The 14,330-nt window shown below is 65.1% G+C and carries 15 protein-coding genes; 5 read left to right on the forward strand and 10 right to left on the reverse strand.

Translation table 11 applies throughout. The annotated features are described in order from the left end of the window. Nucleotide 1 precedes the first annotated feature (1 nt). The gene (gene mutS / locus ACTS1Z_RS05770; protein WP_442623494.1) at nt 2-2,656 is read right to left on the reverse strand and encodes a DNA mismatch repair protein MutS; all 2,655 of its coding nucleotides are present in this window, start codon (nt 2,654-2,656) and stop codon (nt 2-4) included. Between the two features lie 103 nt (nt 2,657-2,759). Between mutS and ACTS1Z_RS05775 the strand changes: the two genes are divergently transcribed. Continuing rightward, the gene (locus ACTS1Z_RS05775) at nt 2,760-5,021 is read left to right on the forward strand and encodes an NADP-dependent malic enzyme (RefSeq protein ID WP_442623495.1); all 2,262 of its coding nucleotides are present in this window, start codon (nt 2,760-2,762) and stop codon (nt 5,019-5,021) included. Nucleotides 5,022-5,047: 26 nt separating this feature from the next. Here the strand turns inward: ACTS1Z_RS05775 and ACTS1Z_RS05780 are convergent, their stop codons facing one another. After that, nucleotides 5,048-5,551: an outer membrane protein assembly factor BamE gene (locus tag ACTS1Z_RS05780; protein WP_442623496.1), complete on the reverse strand. Its 504-nt coding sequence runs from the start codon at nt 5,549-5,551 to the stop codon at nt 5,048-5,050. A gap of 120 nt (nt 5,552-5,671) precedes the next feature. On the opposite strand from ACTS1Z_RS05780, the gene ACTS1Z_RS05785 reads away from it, so the two are divergent. Both ACTS1Z_RS05785 and ACTS1Z_RS05790 read left to right on the forward strand, forming a co-directional pair. Beyond that, entirely contained in the window at nt 5,672-6,199 is a 528-nt protein-coding gene (locus tag ACTS1Z_RS05785; RefSeq protein ID WP_442623497.1) for a ubiquinol-cytochrome C chaperone family protein, read from the forward strand. Next, on the forward strand, nt 6,196-6,735 hold the full coding sequence (locus ACTS1Z_RS05790; protein WP_442623498.1) for a YceD family protein: 540 nt from the start codon (nt 6,196-6,198) through the stop codon (nt 6,733-6,735). The genes ACTS1Z_RS05785 and ACTS1Z_RS05790 overlap by 4 nt, the downstream gene beginning before the upstream one ends. A gap of 3 nt (nt 6,736-6,738) precedes the next feature. Here ACTS1Z_RS05790 and ssb read toward each other — a convergent pair whose 3' ends face one another. Then, nucleotides 6,739-7,236, reverse strand: a complete 498-nt coding sequence (gene ssb, locus ACTS1Z_RS05795; RefSeq protein ID WP_442623499.1) for a single-stranded DNA-binding protein — start codon at nt 7,234-7,236, stop codon at nt 6,739-6,741. Between the two features lie 126 nt (nt 7,237-7,362). Next, the gene (locus ACTS1Z_RS05800) at nt 7,363-8,028 is read right to left on the reverse strand and encodes a COQ9 family protein (protein WP_442623500.1); all 666 of its coding nucleotides are present in this window, start codon (nt 8,026-8,028) and stop codon (nt 7,363-7,365) included. 169 nt (nt 8,029-8,197) lie between these two features. On the opposite strand from ACTS1Z_RS05800, the gene ACTS1Z_RS05805 reads away from it, so the two are divergent. Beyond that, nucleotides 8,198-9,319 (forward strand): alkene reductase, encoded by a 1,122-nt coding sequence (locus ACTS1Z_RS05805; RefSeq protein ID WP_442623501.1) that lies wholly within the window; start codon nt 8,198-8,200, stop codon nt 9,317-9,319. A 72-nt stretch (nt 9,320-9,391) separates the two neighbouring features. Beyond that, nucleotides 9,392-10,168 carry a methanethiol S-methyltransferase gene (gene mddA / locus ACTS1Z_RS05810; RefSeq protein WP_442623502.1) on the forward strand — a complete coding sequence of 259 codons (777 nt, stop codon included), beginning with the start codon at nt 9,392-9,394 and terminating at the stop codon, nt 10,166-10,168. 15 nt (nt 10,169-10,183) lie between these two features. Here mddA and ACTS1Z_RS05815 read toward each other — a convergent pair whose 3' ends face one another. Genes ACTS1Z_RS05815 through ACTS1Z_RS05840 form a run of 6 tightly spaced genes read right to left on the reverse strand, consistent with a single transcriptional unit; the run spans nt 10,184 to nt 14,323 of the window. After that, a complete protein-coding gene (locus ACTS1Z_RS05815) occupies nt 10,184-10,561 on the reverse strand; it encodes a hypothetical protein (protein WP_442623503.1) in 378 nt (125 codons plus the stop codon). After that, nucleotides 10,558-10,983, reverse strand: coding sequence for a 6,7-dimethyl-8-ribityllumazine synthase (ribH, locus tag ACTS1Z_RS05820; protein ID WP_442623504.1), 426 nt, complete (start codon nt 10,981-10,983; stop codon nt 10,558-10,560). The genes ACTS1Z_RS05815 and ribH overlap by 4 nt, the downstream gene beginning before the upstream one ends. Further along, nucleotides 10,983-12,269 (reverse strand): 3,4-dihydroxy-2-butanone-4-phosphate synthase, encoded by a 1,287-nt coding sequence (ribB, locus tag ACTS1Z_RS05825; protein WP_442623505.1) that lies wholly within the window; start codon nt 12,267-12,269, stop codon nt 10,983-10,985. The genes ribH and ribB overlap by 1 nt, the downstream gene beginning before the upstream one ends. Nucleotides 12,270-12,325: 56 nt before the next feature. Continuing rightward, entirely contained in the window at nt 12,326-12,922 is a 597-nt protein-coding gene (locus tag ACTS1Z_RS05830; protein WP_442623506.1) for a riboflavin synthase, read from the reverse strand. Beyond that, the gene (gene ribD, locus ACTS1Z_RS05835; RefSeq protein WP_442623507.1) at nt 12,922-13,881 is read right to left on the reverse strand and encodes a bifunctional diaminohydroxyphosphoribosylaminopyrimidine deaminase/5-amino-6-(5-phosphoribosylamino)uracil reductase RibD; all 960 of its coding nucleotides are present in this window, start codon (nt 13,879-13,881) and stop codon (nt 12,922-12,924) included. Before ribD ends, ACTS1Z_RS05830 begins: the two co-directional genes overlap by 1 nt. Nucleotides 13,882-13,891: 10 nt before the next feature. Beyond that, nucleotides 13,892-14,323 (reverse strand): hypothetical protein, encoded by a 432-nt coding sequence (locus tag ACTS1Z_RS05840; RefSeq protein ID WP_442623508.1) that lies wholly within the window; start codon nt 14,321-14,323, stop codon nt 13,892-13,894. Nucleotides 14,324-14,330 lie beyond the last annotated feature (7 nt).

A 14,330-nucleotide genomic window follows, 5' to 3' on the forward strand; every position in this document is an offset into this window, starting at 1 on the left:
TCTAGGCGTCGCCGGCTTCGTCCGCCAGCCGCTTGAGCCGATAGACGAGATCGAGCGCTTCGCGCGGGCTGAGATCGTCGGCATGGATGGCGTCGAGCGCTTCGCGCAAAGGGTCCGTTTGCTCTTCTTCCTGCGCGATCTCGGCGGTGAAAAGCGGCAGATCGTCCAATCCGGCCGCCAGACCGCCGGTCGACGCGCGGCCGGCTTCGAGCTTGGCCAATACCGATTTCGCGCGCGCAACCGTGTCTTTCGGCAGTCCGGCGAGTTTCGCGACGGCCAGCCCATAGCTGCGGTCCGCCGGCCCGTCGGCCAATTCGTGGAGCAATACGAGATCGCCCTTCCATTCGCGCGCCCGGACATGATGCAGGGACAACGCATCGAGCCGTTCGGCGAGGCGCGTCAGCTCGTGATAATGCGTCGCGAACAGGCAGCGGCAGCGGTTCGCGTCATGGACGGTTTCGACCACCGCCCAGGCGATAGCGAGGCCGTCATAGGTGGAGGTGCCGCGCCCGACCTCGTCGAGGATCACGAGACTGTTCTCGGTCGCCTGGGCGAGGATGGCGGCGGTCTCGACCATTTCCACCATGAAGGTCGACCGGCCGCGCGCCAGATTGTCCGACGCCCCGACGCGAGAAAAGAGCTTATCGACGATGCCGAGTTCCGCGGATGCAGCGGGCACATAGCTGCCCGCCTGGGCGAGCACGGCGATCAGCGCGTTTTGCCGGAGGAAGGTCGACTTGCCGCCCATATTCGGGCCGGTGACCAGCCAGAGCCGCTCTTCGGGCGCAAGGCGGCAATCATTGGCGACGAACCGCTCGCCCTGCTGCTCCACCGCCTGCTCGACCACAGGATGCCGCCCGCCCTCGACCTGGAAGCATGCATGAGCGGCCAGTTTTGGCCGGGTCCAATTGCAGATGGCCGCCTGCTCGGCGAGCGCTGACGCCACATCGAGCCGCGACAGCGCATCGGCCGTCGCAGCGATCCGTTCCTTGTCGGCAAGCACGGTGGCGATCAGGTCTTCGAGGTGCGCGGCCTCTGCCGCCAGCGCATGCGCGCCAGCCTGAATGACCCGCTGCGCCTCGTCATGCAGATCGGGCGCATTGAAGCGCACGACTCCGGCCAGTGTCTGGCGGTGCGTAAAGCCCGAATCGGCGTTCATCAGCGGATCGGCATGTTTGGACGGCACTTCGATATGATAGCCGAGCACATTGTTGTGCTTGATCTTGAGGCTCTGGATGCCGGTGGCCTCGCGATAGCGCGCCTCCAATGCGGCGATCGCCTTGCGCCCGGCGCCCGCCGTTTCGCGCAGATCGTCGAGCGCGGCGTCATAACCTTCGGCGATATAACCGCCCTTCGCCGCGTCGATCGGCGGTTCGGGCACCAGCGCGCGGGACAGGTGATCGGTCAGCCGTCCATGGCCGGTCAGCGGCGGCAGCAATTCAACCAGTAGCGCGGGCGGCGTTTCGATCCGCGACAGGCGCATATGGAGATCCCGCGCCGCGCCGAGCCCGTCCCGCAACAGGCCGAGATCGCGCGGCGTGCCCCGCCCGGCGACAAGACGGCCGAGCCCACGTCCGATATCTGGCAATGCCTTGAGCGCGGCGCGCAGAGTGTCCCGCAGCCCTGCATCGCGCTCGAACAGTGTAACGAGATCGAGCCGGGCGGTGATCGCCTCGCGCGCGGTCAGGGGTGCGGCGATATCGGCGGCGAGCAACCGCGCGCCGGCGCCGCTGACAGTCCGATCGATACAGCCGAGAAGGCTGCCAGCGCGACCGCCGCCAACCGCTTGTGTCAGTTCCAGACTTTCCCGCGTCGCAGAATCGATCAGCATATGATCGCCGGTGCGATGACGCTGCGGCGGTTGCAGGAACGGCAGATCGCCCTGCCCGGCGGTCTCGAGATAGGCGAGCAGCCCGCCCGCGGCCGCCAGCTCCGCCCGGTCGAAATCGCCGAACCCGTCGAGCGTCGCCACGCCGAAGAGCTTCTTCAGCCGTTTCTCCGCCGCGATGCTGCTGAAATCGCTCTTCGGGCAAAGCTGCGCGTGCGCCGGCGCGTTCGCGAAATTCTCCGGCACGATCAGTTCCGCCGCAGACAGGCGCGCGAGTTCGGCGTCGAGCATATCGGGCGCGGCTGCCGACAGAATGAACCGGCCAGTCGAGATATCGGCCGCCGCGATGCCGATCTTCTCGCCGGTCTCGGTCGCCGCGACCAGCCAGTTCTCCGCTCGCGCGTCGAGCAGCGTTTCCTCGGTCAGCGTGCCCGCCGTTACGACGCGCACGATCGCCCGCCCGACCAGCGCTTTCGACGCCCTCCCCTCTTCCTTGGCGCGCTTTTTCGCCTCTTCGGGCGACTCGGTCTGTTCGGCGATGGCAACGCGATGGCCTGCTTTTATGAGCCGCGCGAGATAGGCCTCATGGCTGTGCGCGGGGACGCCGCACATCGGGATCGGTTGCCCGTCATGCTCGCCGCGCGATGTCAGCGCGATATCGAGCGTCGCGGCGGCCGCCTTGGCGTCGTCGAAAAACAGCTCGAAGAAATCGCCCATGCGATAGAAAAGCAGGCAATCCGGCACGCTCTCCTTGAGCGCCAGATATTGCGCCATCATCGGGGTCGGCCCGCCCTTCGCCGCCTGCTTCTTTTTCGCCTTGGTCGCCATGTCGAATCCGGGGATAGCGTCTTGCCGCGACCGCCGCCATGCCTCAAAAGGCCGTGGGGTGGGCTAGCCCACTTATCCACTGGATCATCCACAGAGGGGCATGATGAGCGACCATAGCAACGTCGAATTTTCGGAACGCGAAGCGCTTCTCTTTCACGCCCATGACCGGCCCGGCAAGATCGAGATCGTGGCGACCAAACCGATGGCGACGCAGCGCGACCTGAGCCTCGCCTATTCGCCGGGCGTTGCGGTGCCGGTAAAGGCGATCGCCGACGATCCGGCTACGGCGTACGATTACACGGCGAAGGGCAATCTCGTCGCGGTCATCTCCAACGGTTCGGCGATCCTCGGCCTCGGCAATCTCGGCGCGCTCGCGTCGAAGCCGGTGATGGAAGGCAAGGCCGTGCTCTTCAAACGCTTCGCCGATGTCGATTCGATCGACATCGAGCTCGACACCGAGGATGTCGACAAGTTCATCAGCGCCGTCGAGATCATGGAACCGAGCTTCGGCGGCATCAATCTCGAGGATATCGGCGCGCCGGCCTGTTTCATCATCGAGCAGACGTTGCGCGAGCGCATGAACATCCCGGTCTTCCATGACGATCAGCATGGGACGGCGATCATCGCCGCGGCCGGCGTGATCAACGCGCTGCACCTGACGGGCCGCGACATCACCGATGTCGATATGGTCGTATCGGGCGCCGGCGCCGCCGCCATCGCCTGCACAGAACTGATCAAGGCGATGGGCGCACCGAGCGACCGCGTGCTGATGTGCGATTCCAAGGGCGTCATATACCAAGGCCGCGAAGAGGCGATGGACCAGTGGAAATCCGCCCATGCCGCGCCCACTGACAAGCGCACGTTGCGCGAGGCGATGGACGGTGCGGACATCTTCCTCGGTCTGTCCGTCGCGGGCGTCGTCGATCAGGACATGGTGAAATCGATGGGCGAGAAGCCGATCATCTTCGCCATGGCCAATCCCGATCCGGAAATCACGCCCGAAGACGCGAAGGCCGTCCGGCCCGACGCGATTATCGCCACGGGCCGCTCGGACTATCCGAACCAGGTCAACAACGTTCTCGGCTTTCCCTTCATCTTCCGCGGCGCTCTGGATGTGCGGGCAACGACGATCAATGACGAGATGAAGATTGCCGCGGCCGAAGCTCTGGCCGCATTGGCGCGACAGCAGGTGCCCGAAGAGGTCGCCGCCGCCTATGGCAAGTCTCACAGCTTTGGGCCGGACTATATCATTCCGGCACCATTCGATCCGCGGCTGATGGAAATCGTGCCGGCCGCCGTCGCGCAGGCGGCAATGGATTCGGGCGTCGCGCGTCAGCCGATCCTCGACATGGAAAATTACCGGCACACGCTGAAATCGCGGCTCAACCCGACCAATTCGGTCCTGACGCTCGCATACGAGCAGGCCCGCGCCCAGCCGCGCCGCGTCGTCTTCGCAGAGGGCGAGGAGGAGGTCGTGCTGCGGGCCGCGATCCAGTTCCGCGACGGCGGGTACGGGATTCCGGTGCTGGTCGGCCGCGACGATGTGCCGGACCGGCTGCGCAACCTCGGCGTCGACGATCCGGACAGCTTCGAATATCACAACAGCCGCAATTCGCCGCTCGTGCCGCAGATGGTCGATTTCCTCTACGACCGGCTCCAGCGCCGCGGCTTCCTGCGCCGCGATTGCGAGCGGCTCGTCAATAACGACCGCAATATCTTCGGCGCGCTATTGCTCGCGCTCGGCGAGGCGGATGTGATGATTACCGGCGTGACGCGGCAGTTCAGCCAGTCGCTCAGCCAGGTGATGAAGGTGATCGATCCGATCGCCGGCCGCCGGCCGTTCGGCATCCATATGCTGGTCGGCCGCAACCATAACGTGTTCATGGCCGATACGACGATCAACGAGCGGCCCTCGCCCGAATTGCTCGCCGATATCGCCGAGCAGACCGCCGCCGTGGCGCGCCGGATGGGCCACGAGCCGCGCGTCGCCTTCCTCTCCTATTCGACCTTCGGCAATCCGCCGGGCAACTGGCTCGAAAATATCCGCGAGGCGGTGGCGCTGCTCGACGAGCGGGGCGTAAGCTTCGAATATGAGGGCGAGATGGCGCCCGATGTCGCGCTCAACCCGCAGCTCATGAAAAGCTATCCGTTCAGCCGCCTGTCCGAACCGGCGAATGTGCTCGTGATGCCCGGCCTGCAATCGGCGAATCTGTCGGCGAAACTGCTGCGCGAGCTGGGCGGCGATGCGGTGGTCGGGCCGATGCTCGTCGGCATGGCGCATCCCGTGCAGATCGCGACCATGTCGGCGACGGCGAGCGAATTGGTGACGCTCGCCGTGCTCGCCGCCGGCGGCATCGCGCGCTAGATCTTCGGGACTATTGAAGGGGTGGCTTACCCGCCCGGGTTGTCCGCCGTACCGCCACCCTGGCTCACGCTGCCAACCCGGCCGATATTGCCGAACAGCTCGTCGAAAAAGCCGCGATTGCGGCCGAGCGTCGGCGTTTCTTCGCCATAGGGGCTGATCGAGGCGACCTGATCGACGCCCATAACGTCCACGGCCGACACGTTGCCGTTGCCGGCAAAACGTACGGCCAAGATCATCTGGTCGACGGGCCGCGGCCGGGCAAAGGCGAGCTGCCGCGAATCCCGCGACACATAATACCAGGTCGGCGTTTCGCTGTCGGTCGTGAACTGGCTGGTGAACGTCGGGCGGCCGAGAGTCGCCTGCACCGATGCGCGATTGTCCACGCCCGGCTGGATCGACTCGATGAGTATCGCTTCGCCGAGATATCCCTGATGCGTGCGGATTTGCGCACAGCCGCTGGCGAGCACGCTCGTCGTGAACAGCGCCGCAACGCTGGCGAGGGCCGGCAGACGCCGCATTTTCCGGGCCATTTCAGTCTCCTTACGCGCAATACCCGTACAGCCGGCATTGCAACTTCACATCCGGCGCTCAATATGCGGAAGGCGGCCATGATAGCAAGGCCGCATCGCAGCAAAGAACAGACGAACGCCATGTCCTTTTTGAACCGCCTTTTCGGCAGCAACCGGCCGCGCGATGCCATGATCCCGCTCTATCGCGGTATCGTCGAGCGGGGCCGCGATCCGCAATGGTATGCGCAAGGCGGTGTCCCCGACACGAAGGATGGGCGGTTCGACATGATCGCGGCGATTCTCGCGACCATATTGCTACGCCTCGAGGCCGAGGGTGAGGCCTTCGGGGCGGAAAGCGCGCTGCTGACCGAGCTGTTCGTCGAGGATATGGACGGTCAGCTGCGCGAACTCGGCATCGGAGATATCGTCGTCGGCAAGCATATCGGAAAGATGATGGGCGCGCTCGGCGGCCGGCTCGCCGCCTACCGCAATGGTTTCGGCGCCGATGGCGATGCACCGGCAGCGCTGCGGCGCAACCTCTATCGCGGTACGGATCCGGCGGACGACGAGCTGGCCTTCACGGTCGCGCGGCTGGAGGGCTTTATCGCTGCGCTCGCCGAGCAGCCAGCTCAGACGATCGTCTGCGGCACCCTGCCCGAGCTCGCATGACGGCCGAACCCGAATTTTCGCGGCTGATCGCGATCGATACGATCGGAACCGGCGCGGCACGGCATGACATATCGGCTAGCGATGCGGAATGCGCCGCGCTGGCGGAACGGTTCGGCCTGCAATCCATCGCCAGCCTCTCGGCGCACGCCGAGATCCGGCGTGACGGCAAGACGGTGTTCGCGCAGGGCAGCGCCCGGGCCGAGATCGTGCAAAGCTGCGTCGTGACCGGCGAAGCCGTACCGGCGGAGGTCGCAGACTCATTCGATTTGCGCTTCGTGCCCGAGCATGCGCCCGCCGACGAAGAGGAGATCGAACTCAGCGCCGAGGAGTGCGAGACGCTCCCCTATTCGGGTGGCGCCATCGATCTCGGCGAGGCCGCCGCGCAGACAATCGCGCTCGCGCTCGATCCGTTCCCGCGCAGCGCCAATGCTGACGCGGCACTGCGCGAGGCGGGCGTGATCAGCGAGGAAGAAGCCGGGCCGTTCGGCGCGCTAAAGGGCTTGCGCGACCAGCTTGCCGCGAAGCGCGAGGACTAGCCTCTAAAAGGGAACGTCGTCGTCGAGATCGTCGTCGAATGCGCCGCCTGCCGGGCTCGAGCCCGAAGACTGGCCGCCGCCATAGCCGCCGTCATTACCACCGGAGCCGCCCCAGCTATCGCCGCCTGAACCACCGCCGCCGCCATCGCCGCGGCCGTCGAGCATCGTCATGCTGCCGTTGAAACCGTCTATCACGACTTCGGTCGAATAGCGGTCATTGCCGGACTGATCCTGCCATTTGCGGGTGCGGAGCTGGCCTTCGATATACACCTTACTGCCTTTGCGCAGATAGCGTTCGGCGACATTGGCGAGGCCTTCGGAAAAGATCGCCACGCTGTGCCACTCGGTCCGTTCGCGGCGCTCGCCGGTCTGCTTGTCCTTCCAGGTTTCCGACGTCGCGATGCGCAGGTTGCACACCTTGCCGCCATTGCTGAACGTGCGCGTCTCGGGATCGCGCCCGAGATTGCCGATCAGGATTACCTTGTTGACGCTGCCCGCCATGTCTTCGTCTCCTGTGAATGCGGAATCGCCGAGTCTCACGGCGCTTATTTGCGTACGGCTTAGAAAAGAGGCCGGGCTACGACAAGCGCGGGCCGCACGCGATCTGGGTGTTATTCGCGTGTCCCGTCAGCGGCCAGGATAGCGCAGCCGCCCCAGGAACCGGCTGACGCTGAACCGGCGATCGGGATCGCCGCGGAACTTCTGCTTCAGCTTCTCGAACTGCGCGACATTGCCGAGGCGGCGGTCGAGAAAGGCGACCGTGTCGGCATCTTCCTCGCTCTCATCGTCCATCCAGGCGAGGATCGTCGAACCGTAAATGCCGGCGAGTATGGTGCGCTTCGAATAGTGATTGAAATCGGTCGCCGTATCGCCGGCCAGCCGCCACATCGCGTCCGCCGAGCGCCAGCCGAGCCGGCCCGCGAGCGGCACGTTCTGCGGCATGGCAAGTATCGCGATGGCCCGGCGCAGCGCCTCCTTGTGCGGCCGCACGATATCGAGGCGTTTCAGGATCGCGGCGCGAATCCGCTTGTGCACGGGCATCGCGTCGAGCTCTTCGGCCGTGAAGGACGCCGCCATCCGGGCATCGACATGCGCGAACCAGGAATCGATCATGTCCGTCGCGCCGCCGGGAAAGGCGAGGCGCGCGGCACCCGGATCGATATCGAACTCGCTCGCCGCGCGTTCCACCGCCTCGTCCGTCCAGCCGTCGAACGCCGCATGCCCGGCAATCACGGGGGCCAGATGGCTGCGGATTTCGTCAAGCGTCGGATCGGATCGGAGAGCTTCGGCCATAGCCGTCGATATAGGGCGATTGCGGTGCGACGCCAATGCCGGAGCCGGCGGTCCACTTATCTTTAGCCACGGCTAGAAAAGTTTGGCGGGCCACCACTGGCCGAACGCGTTTCAGGCTTTATGTCTTGTGCGACAGACGGCCGAACACTCATCAGGGGATATTACATCCATGCCTTCACTCTTCGATCCGATCACGCTCGGCGCTATCGAAGCGCCCAACCGCATCCTCATGGCGCCGTTGACTCGTGGGCGCGCCACCGGCGACAGCGTGCCCAACGCGCTTATGGCCGAATATTACACACAGCGCGCCGGCGCCGGGCTGATCATCACCGAGGCGACGGGCATCAGCCGGCAAGGGCTCGGCTGGCCGGCAGCGCCCGGCATCTGGAGCGAAGAGCAGGTCGAAGGCTGGAAACAGGCGACGGTCGGCGTTCATGAGGCAGGCGGCCGCATCATCCTGCAGCTCTGGCATATGGGCCGCCTCGTCCACCCTGATTATCTGGACGGCGAACAGCCGGTGTCCGCCTCGGCGACGACCGCGCCCGGCCATGCCTATGCGCCCGATGGCAGCAAGAAGGATTATGCCGAGGCCCGTGCGCTCGATATCGGCGAAATCCCCGGCATTATCGACGATTATCGCAAGGCCGCCGCCAACGCGATGGCGGCCGGGTTCGACGGCGTGCAGATCCACAGCGCCAATGGCTATCTGATCGACCAGTTCCTGCGCGAAAACACAAATCTGCGCAACGACGAGTATGGCGGATCGCCCGATAATCGCACGCGCCTCTTGGACGAGGTTGCGCGCGCCGTCGCCGTCGAAATCGGCGCGGACCGCACCGCCGTGCGCCTCTCCCCCAATGGCGAAACCCAGGGCGCGTTCGACAGCGACCCCGATACGGTGTTCGGGCTGGCGGCGGAGAAACTCTCCGATATCGGCATCGCTTTTCTCGAGCTGCGCGAGCCCGGCCCGAACGGCACGTTCGGTCAGACCGAGCAGCCCAAGGTATCGCCGGTCATCCGCGAGAAGTTCGACGGGCCGCTCGTGCTCAATTCCGATTATGGTAAGGCCGAGGCCCAGGCCGATCTCGATGCGGGCAAGGCCGATGCGATCGCATTCGGGCGGCCATTCATCTCCAATCCGGATCTCGTCGAGCGGTTTCGCAGGGACATTCCGTTGCAGGGCGTCGCCGAAGACAAGGGCGCATGGGACTATGCGCCGACCTGGTACATGCCTGGGCCCAAGGGCTATACCGATTACCCCAAGGCCGAGGAAAGCGTCGCCGCGGAGTAAACGCAGTGCCGCCCCAAATTGTCGCGTTGGCCAATATATGATACGCTAGCGTAACAATTTGGGGAGGGAATCATGGGCATTGTGCGCCTCGGCTTTGCCGTGGGCAGCTATCTGCTGTTCTTCCTGGCATTTCTCTATCTGATCGCGTTTACCGGCAATCTGTTCGACGAAGCGGCCGCGCTTACGGGGCTGAGCGGCCTCGGCGCCTTGCCGAGCATCGATGTCGGACCCGCTGCGAGTCTCGGCACCGCGATCGCCATCAATCTCGCGCTGATTGCACTGTTCGGGATTCAGCACAGCGTCATGGCCCGACCGGCGTTCAAAAGCTGGCTGACGCGTTTCTGGCCGGGCGCGATCGAACGCAGTCTCTATGTTTTGGCGACGGTGGCGGTGCTCGTCGCGGTCTTCCTGTTCTGGCGGCCCATCACACCGTTGGTCTGGTCGGCGGAGGCCGAATGGTTGCGGATAGTGTTATGGGCGCTCTTCGTCGCGGGCTGGGTCATCCTCTTCATCGCGACCTGGCTGCTCAGCCATTTCGAACTGTTCGGCCTGCATCAGGCCTGGGCCGATTTTCGCGGAAAAGTCGTGCCCGAGATGCAGTTCCGCACGCCCCTTTTCTACAAGCTGGTGCGGCATCCGATCTATACCGGCATCTTGCTGGCCTTCTGGGCGACGCCGGACATGAGCCAGGGGCACCTGCTCTTCGCGGCGGGCATGACCGTCTATATCGTGATCGGCGTGCGCTACGAAGAGCGCGACCTGATCGCGCATCTCGGCGACCAGTATGTCGAATATCGGACGCGCGTCGGCGCGGTGATCCCGGGTATCGGCAAGGTCCGGTCGCCTTAGCGGCCTTGGCGCGCCCTAGTGTGCGGACGGGCCTGTCCGCGCCAGCATGATGGTCGCGATCATCCCGACGACAGCGGTGACGAAGGCGAGTCCGATGAGCGCGGTCAACAGGCCCATGTCGAAATTGCCGGGATTGCTCGTTTCGGGCGCGAACACCTTGCCGAAGAAACTGCCGTAGAGCATGCCCGCATTGACGCCCCAGCCGGCGGCGAAAAAGGCGTGGCGGAGCGGCGTCGGCCGCGCCATCAGCAGCGCCCCGGCGATCAGCATCGCGCCCATGATCTGATCGTCCATCCAGAACATGACCGGCCGGCCCGCGCCCCAGCTGCGATAGGCTTCGCCGAGCATCAGCGACAGCGCGAGCAGCACGGCGATAATACGCAGCGCCCTCATCGGGACGCGAAACGCTGACCGAGATCGTGAAGCGCGATGGCCGCCTTGGCCGCCTCGCCACCCTTATCCTTCTGGTCGGGCCGGGCGCGCACTTCGGCCTGTGCATCATTCTCGACCGTCAGGATACCGTTGCCGATGGCGAGCCCGTCCATGGTCAGCGCCATCAGGCCGCGCGCGCTTTCGCCCGCGACGATTTCGAAATGCCAGGTCTCGCCGCGGATGACGACGCCGATCGCGACGAAGCCGTCATAGCGGCCGGTCTCGGCCGCCATCGCGACGGCGCCCGGAATCTCAAGCGCACCGGGTACGGTGATAGTTTCATGGCTGTGCCCGGCCGCCTCGAGCGCCGCCGTCGCGCCCTCGATCAGCCAGTCGTTAAACTGATCGTAAAACCGCGCTTCGACGATCAGGAAGTGCGCCATTATGCAGCCTCCACATCGATGGCCCGCTCGCCGACGATCGACAGGCCATAGGCGTCGAGACCGACCAGACTGTGATGGGTGTTGGTCAAGAGGATCATCTCGTGCACGCCGAGCTCGGTCAGGATCTGCGCGCCGACGCCATAATCGCGCAGCTCCTCCATGTCCGGCCGCTCTTCCCCGGTCTTGAGCAGCAGCGCCTTGGTGAAGGCCCCCTGCATCGTGCGGTTGATGACGACGACGACGCCCGCGCCCTCCTCGCCGATAATCTCCATCGAGCGCGAAAGCATCTGGCCGCGCGTCCCCTCCTCGCCGAATACATCGGTGAAGGCGGACAGCGCGTGCATACGCACAAGCGTCGGCTTCTCCGGATCGACATGCCCTTTCACGAGCGCGACCTGCTCGGTGCCGGTCGCCTTGTTGAAGAAGGTCATCGCCTTCCAGTCGCCGCCCCAGCGGCTCGTGAACGGGGCTTCCGCCTTTTTCTCGACCAGATGATCATGCTTGCGGCGATAGGCGATCAGGTCCCGGATCGTGCCGATCTTGAGATTGTGGAGCTGGGCGAAGGCCATCAGGTCCGGCATCCGGGCCATGGTGCCGTCCTCGTTCATGATCTCGCAGATCACGCCCGAGGGATTGAGGCCCGCGAGCCGCGCGATATCGACCGCCGCTTCGGTATGACCGGCGCGCACGAGCACACCGCCGGGCCGGGCGACGAGCGGGAAGACATGGCCCGGCGTCACGATCTCCTCCTTGCCCTTCGATCCGTCGATCGCCACCGATACGGTGCGCGCGCGGTCGGCCGCGGAGATACCGGTCGTCACGCCATCCTTGGCTTCGATCGACACGGTAAAAGCGGTTTCGTGGCGCGTGCCGTTATGCCGGCTCATAAGATCGAGACCCAAAGCCTCGGTCCGTTCCTTGGTCAGCGCGAGGCAGATCAGACCGCGGCCATATTTGGCCATGAAATTGATCGCATCGGGCGTCGCCATCTGCGCGGGGATCACGAGATCGCCTTCATTTTCGCGATCCTCGTCATCGACGAGGATGAACATGCGGCCGTTGCGCGCCGTTTCGATAATCTCTTCGGGTGTCGCGAGCGCCTGCCCGCCGCCCGTCACCAGATAGCGTTCGAGCTTGAGCAGCGTCTCGGCGGTCGGATTCCAGTCGTCATCGTCGAGCTTGCGCAGCGAGTTGGGATGGAGCCCGGCGGCGCGCGCCAGCCCGGCCTTACTGGCCTCGCCCGAGGCGACGAGGCTGCGGATATTGTCGATAAGCGGAGTAGACATGCGCGCCGTATTTCACACTGGAGTGTGATTTGCAACGCAAAAATCACATGGCCGTGTTACTTGCCCGTCATCCGCGCCAAGTAACGCGCCAATATGTCGATCTCGATATTGACCGGCCGCCCGGCGGCAACCGTATCGAACGTCGTGACCTCGGCGGTATGCGGAATCAGGTTGATCGTGAAGTGACAGCCCGCATCGGTATCCCGAACTTCGTTGACCGTCAGCGACACGCCGTCCAGCGTGATCGACCCTTTCGGCGCGATGAGCTTCGCCAGATCGTCCGGCGCGCGGATCACGAGTTCGGTCGAATCGCCGACCGGCTCTGCCGACACGATTTCACCGATCCCGTCGACATGTCCGGTGACGATATGCCCTCCCATCTCGTCGCCGAGCTTGAGGGAGCGTTCGAGATTGAGCCGCCCGCCTTCGTTCCACTGGCCCTGCGCCGTCCGCGACACGGTTTCGGCGGACAGATCGACGGCGAACCAGTCTGCGCCCTTGTCGACAACCGTGAGACAGACGCCCGAGCACGCAATCGACGCGCCGAGATCGACGGTCGCCATATCGTAGCCGCAGCGGATGGTGAGCCTGAGATCGCCGCGCTGCTCGGCCTTAGTAATCGTGCCGATATCGGTGATGATTCCGGTAAACATCAGGCGCGCTCGTAAACCTCCAGCCGGTCCTTGCCAAGCATGCGCGTCTCCATCAGCCGCCATTGGCCATGCGCATCGTCGAGCTGGGCCAGCCCGATATCGCCGAGCGCGCTGAGACCGGAGCCGATCAGGATCGGGGCGCGGTACAGCAGGAGCCGATCGACGAGACCGGCGGCGAGGAATGCGGCCGCCGCGCCCGCGCCGCCCTCGACAAGAACATGATCTACAGCTTCCAGACCGGCAATCGCGTCCGGGCTATCCAGATGCTGCCAGACCGGCTTGTCCGCTTGGAGCTGCAGCTTGGCGAAGTTGCGGGTCAGCACGGCCCGGGCCGGTGTGCGATCTTCCAGACCGTCCACGCGCACATCGAGTGTCGGCTTATCGGCTTCGACGGTTCCCCGCCCGACGACGATCATATCGGCCATTGCGCGCTCGACATGCGCATGCGCGCGGGCCTCCGGGCCGGTGATCCACTGGCTCGACCCGTCCGGCAAGGCTACCTGCCCGTCAAGCGATGTCGCGAGTTTGAGCGTGACATGCGGGCGACCCTTCGACTGCCGCGTGAAGAAACCCGCCATGACGCGGCGCGCCTCATCGGCGAGGATATTCGTCACAACCGGAATGCCCGCGTCGCGCAGCCGCGCGAGTCCGCCGCCATTGGTACGCGGATCGGGGTCGGTAGCGGCGACGATGATACGGGCGGGCGCAGCCTCCGCCAGCAAATCGGCACAGGCGGGGCCGCGCTCACTCTGGTGCGCACATGGCTCGAGCGTTACAAAAAAGTCCGCCCCGGTCGCATCGACGCCCGCGAGCGCCATCGCTTCGGCATGGGGCCGCCCGCCCGGTTGCGTCCAGCCGCGCGAGACGATGCGGCCGTCGCGGACGATCACGCAGCCGACATTGGGATTGGGTGCCGTACGGCCTCTGCCGCGCGAGGACAGCGCGATCGCCGCCGCCATGAACCGCCGGTCAGCGGTCGTCAGTTGCGGTCTCCAGCCTCATGCCGTCCATCCGCTCGCCGGGACGCAGCAAGTTGCGGCGATTCTCTTCGGTGATCCGGTCCGCCTCGGCCGCCGCTTCGCGATCATAATCTACACCGCTGCCTTCGGCGAGCTCCTGAAAGCGTTGGCGCGAGATGGCCCGGCGCTCATTTTCTTCCAGCGCCAGCACGCGCTGCCGCTCGATGATTTCCTCGTCGGTGCGGTTCGAGCCCCAGACTTCGGCGTAGATGATCGTGGGCTCGGTCGGCTCCGCATCGGTTTCGCTGCTCATCGCGAACGTGCCGATCAGGACGACCGGAATCGTAACGGAGAAGAACAGCGCGATCCAGTTATGCCGTTCGCGCCGCGCAAAGAAGGACGCGACGTCTTTCGCGATGATGCGGGGCTTGGGCGGGAGCATGACCATC

It is taken from the genome of Parasphingopyxis sp. (assembly GCF_052168295.1).
In the GTDB taxonomy this organism is placed as follows: Bacteria; Pseudomonadota; Alphaproteobacteria; order Sphingomonadales; family Sphingomonadaceae; genus Parasphingopyxis.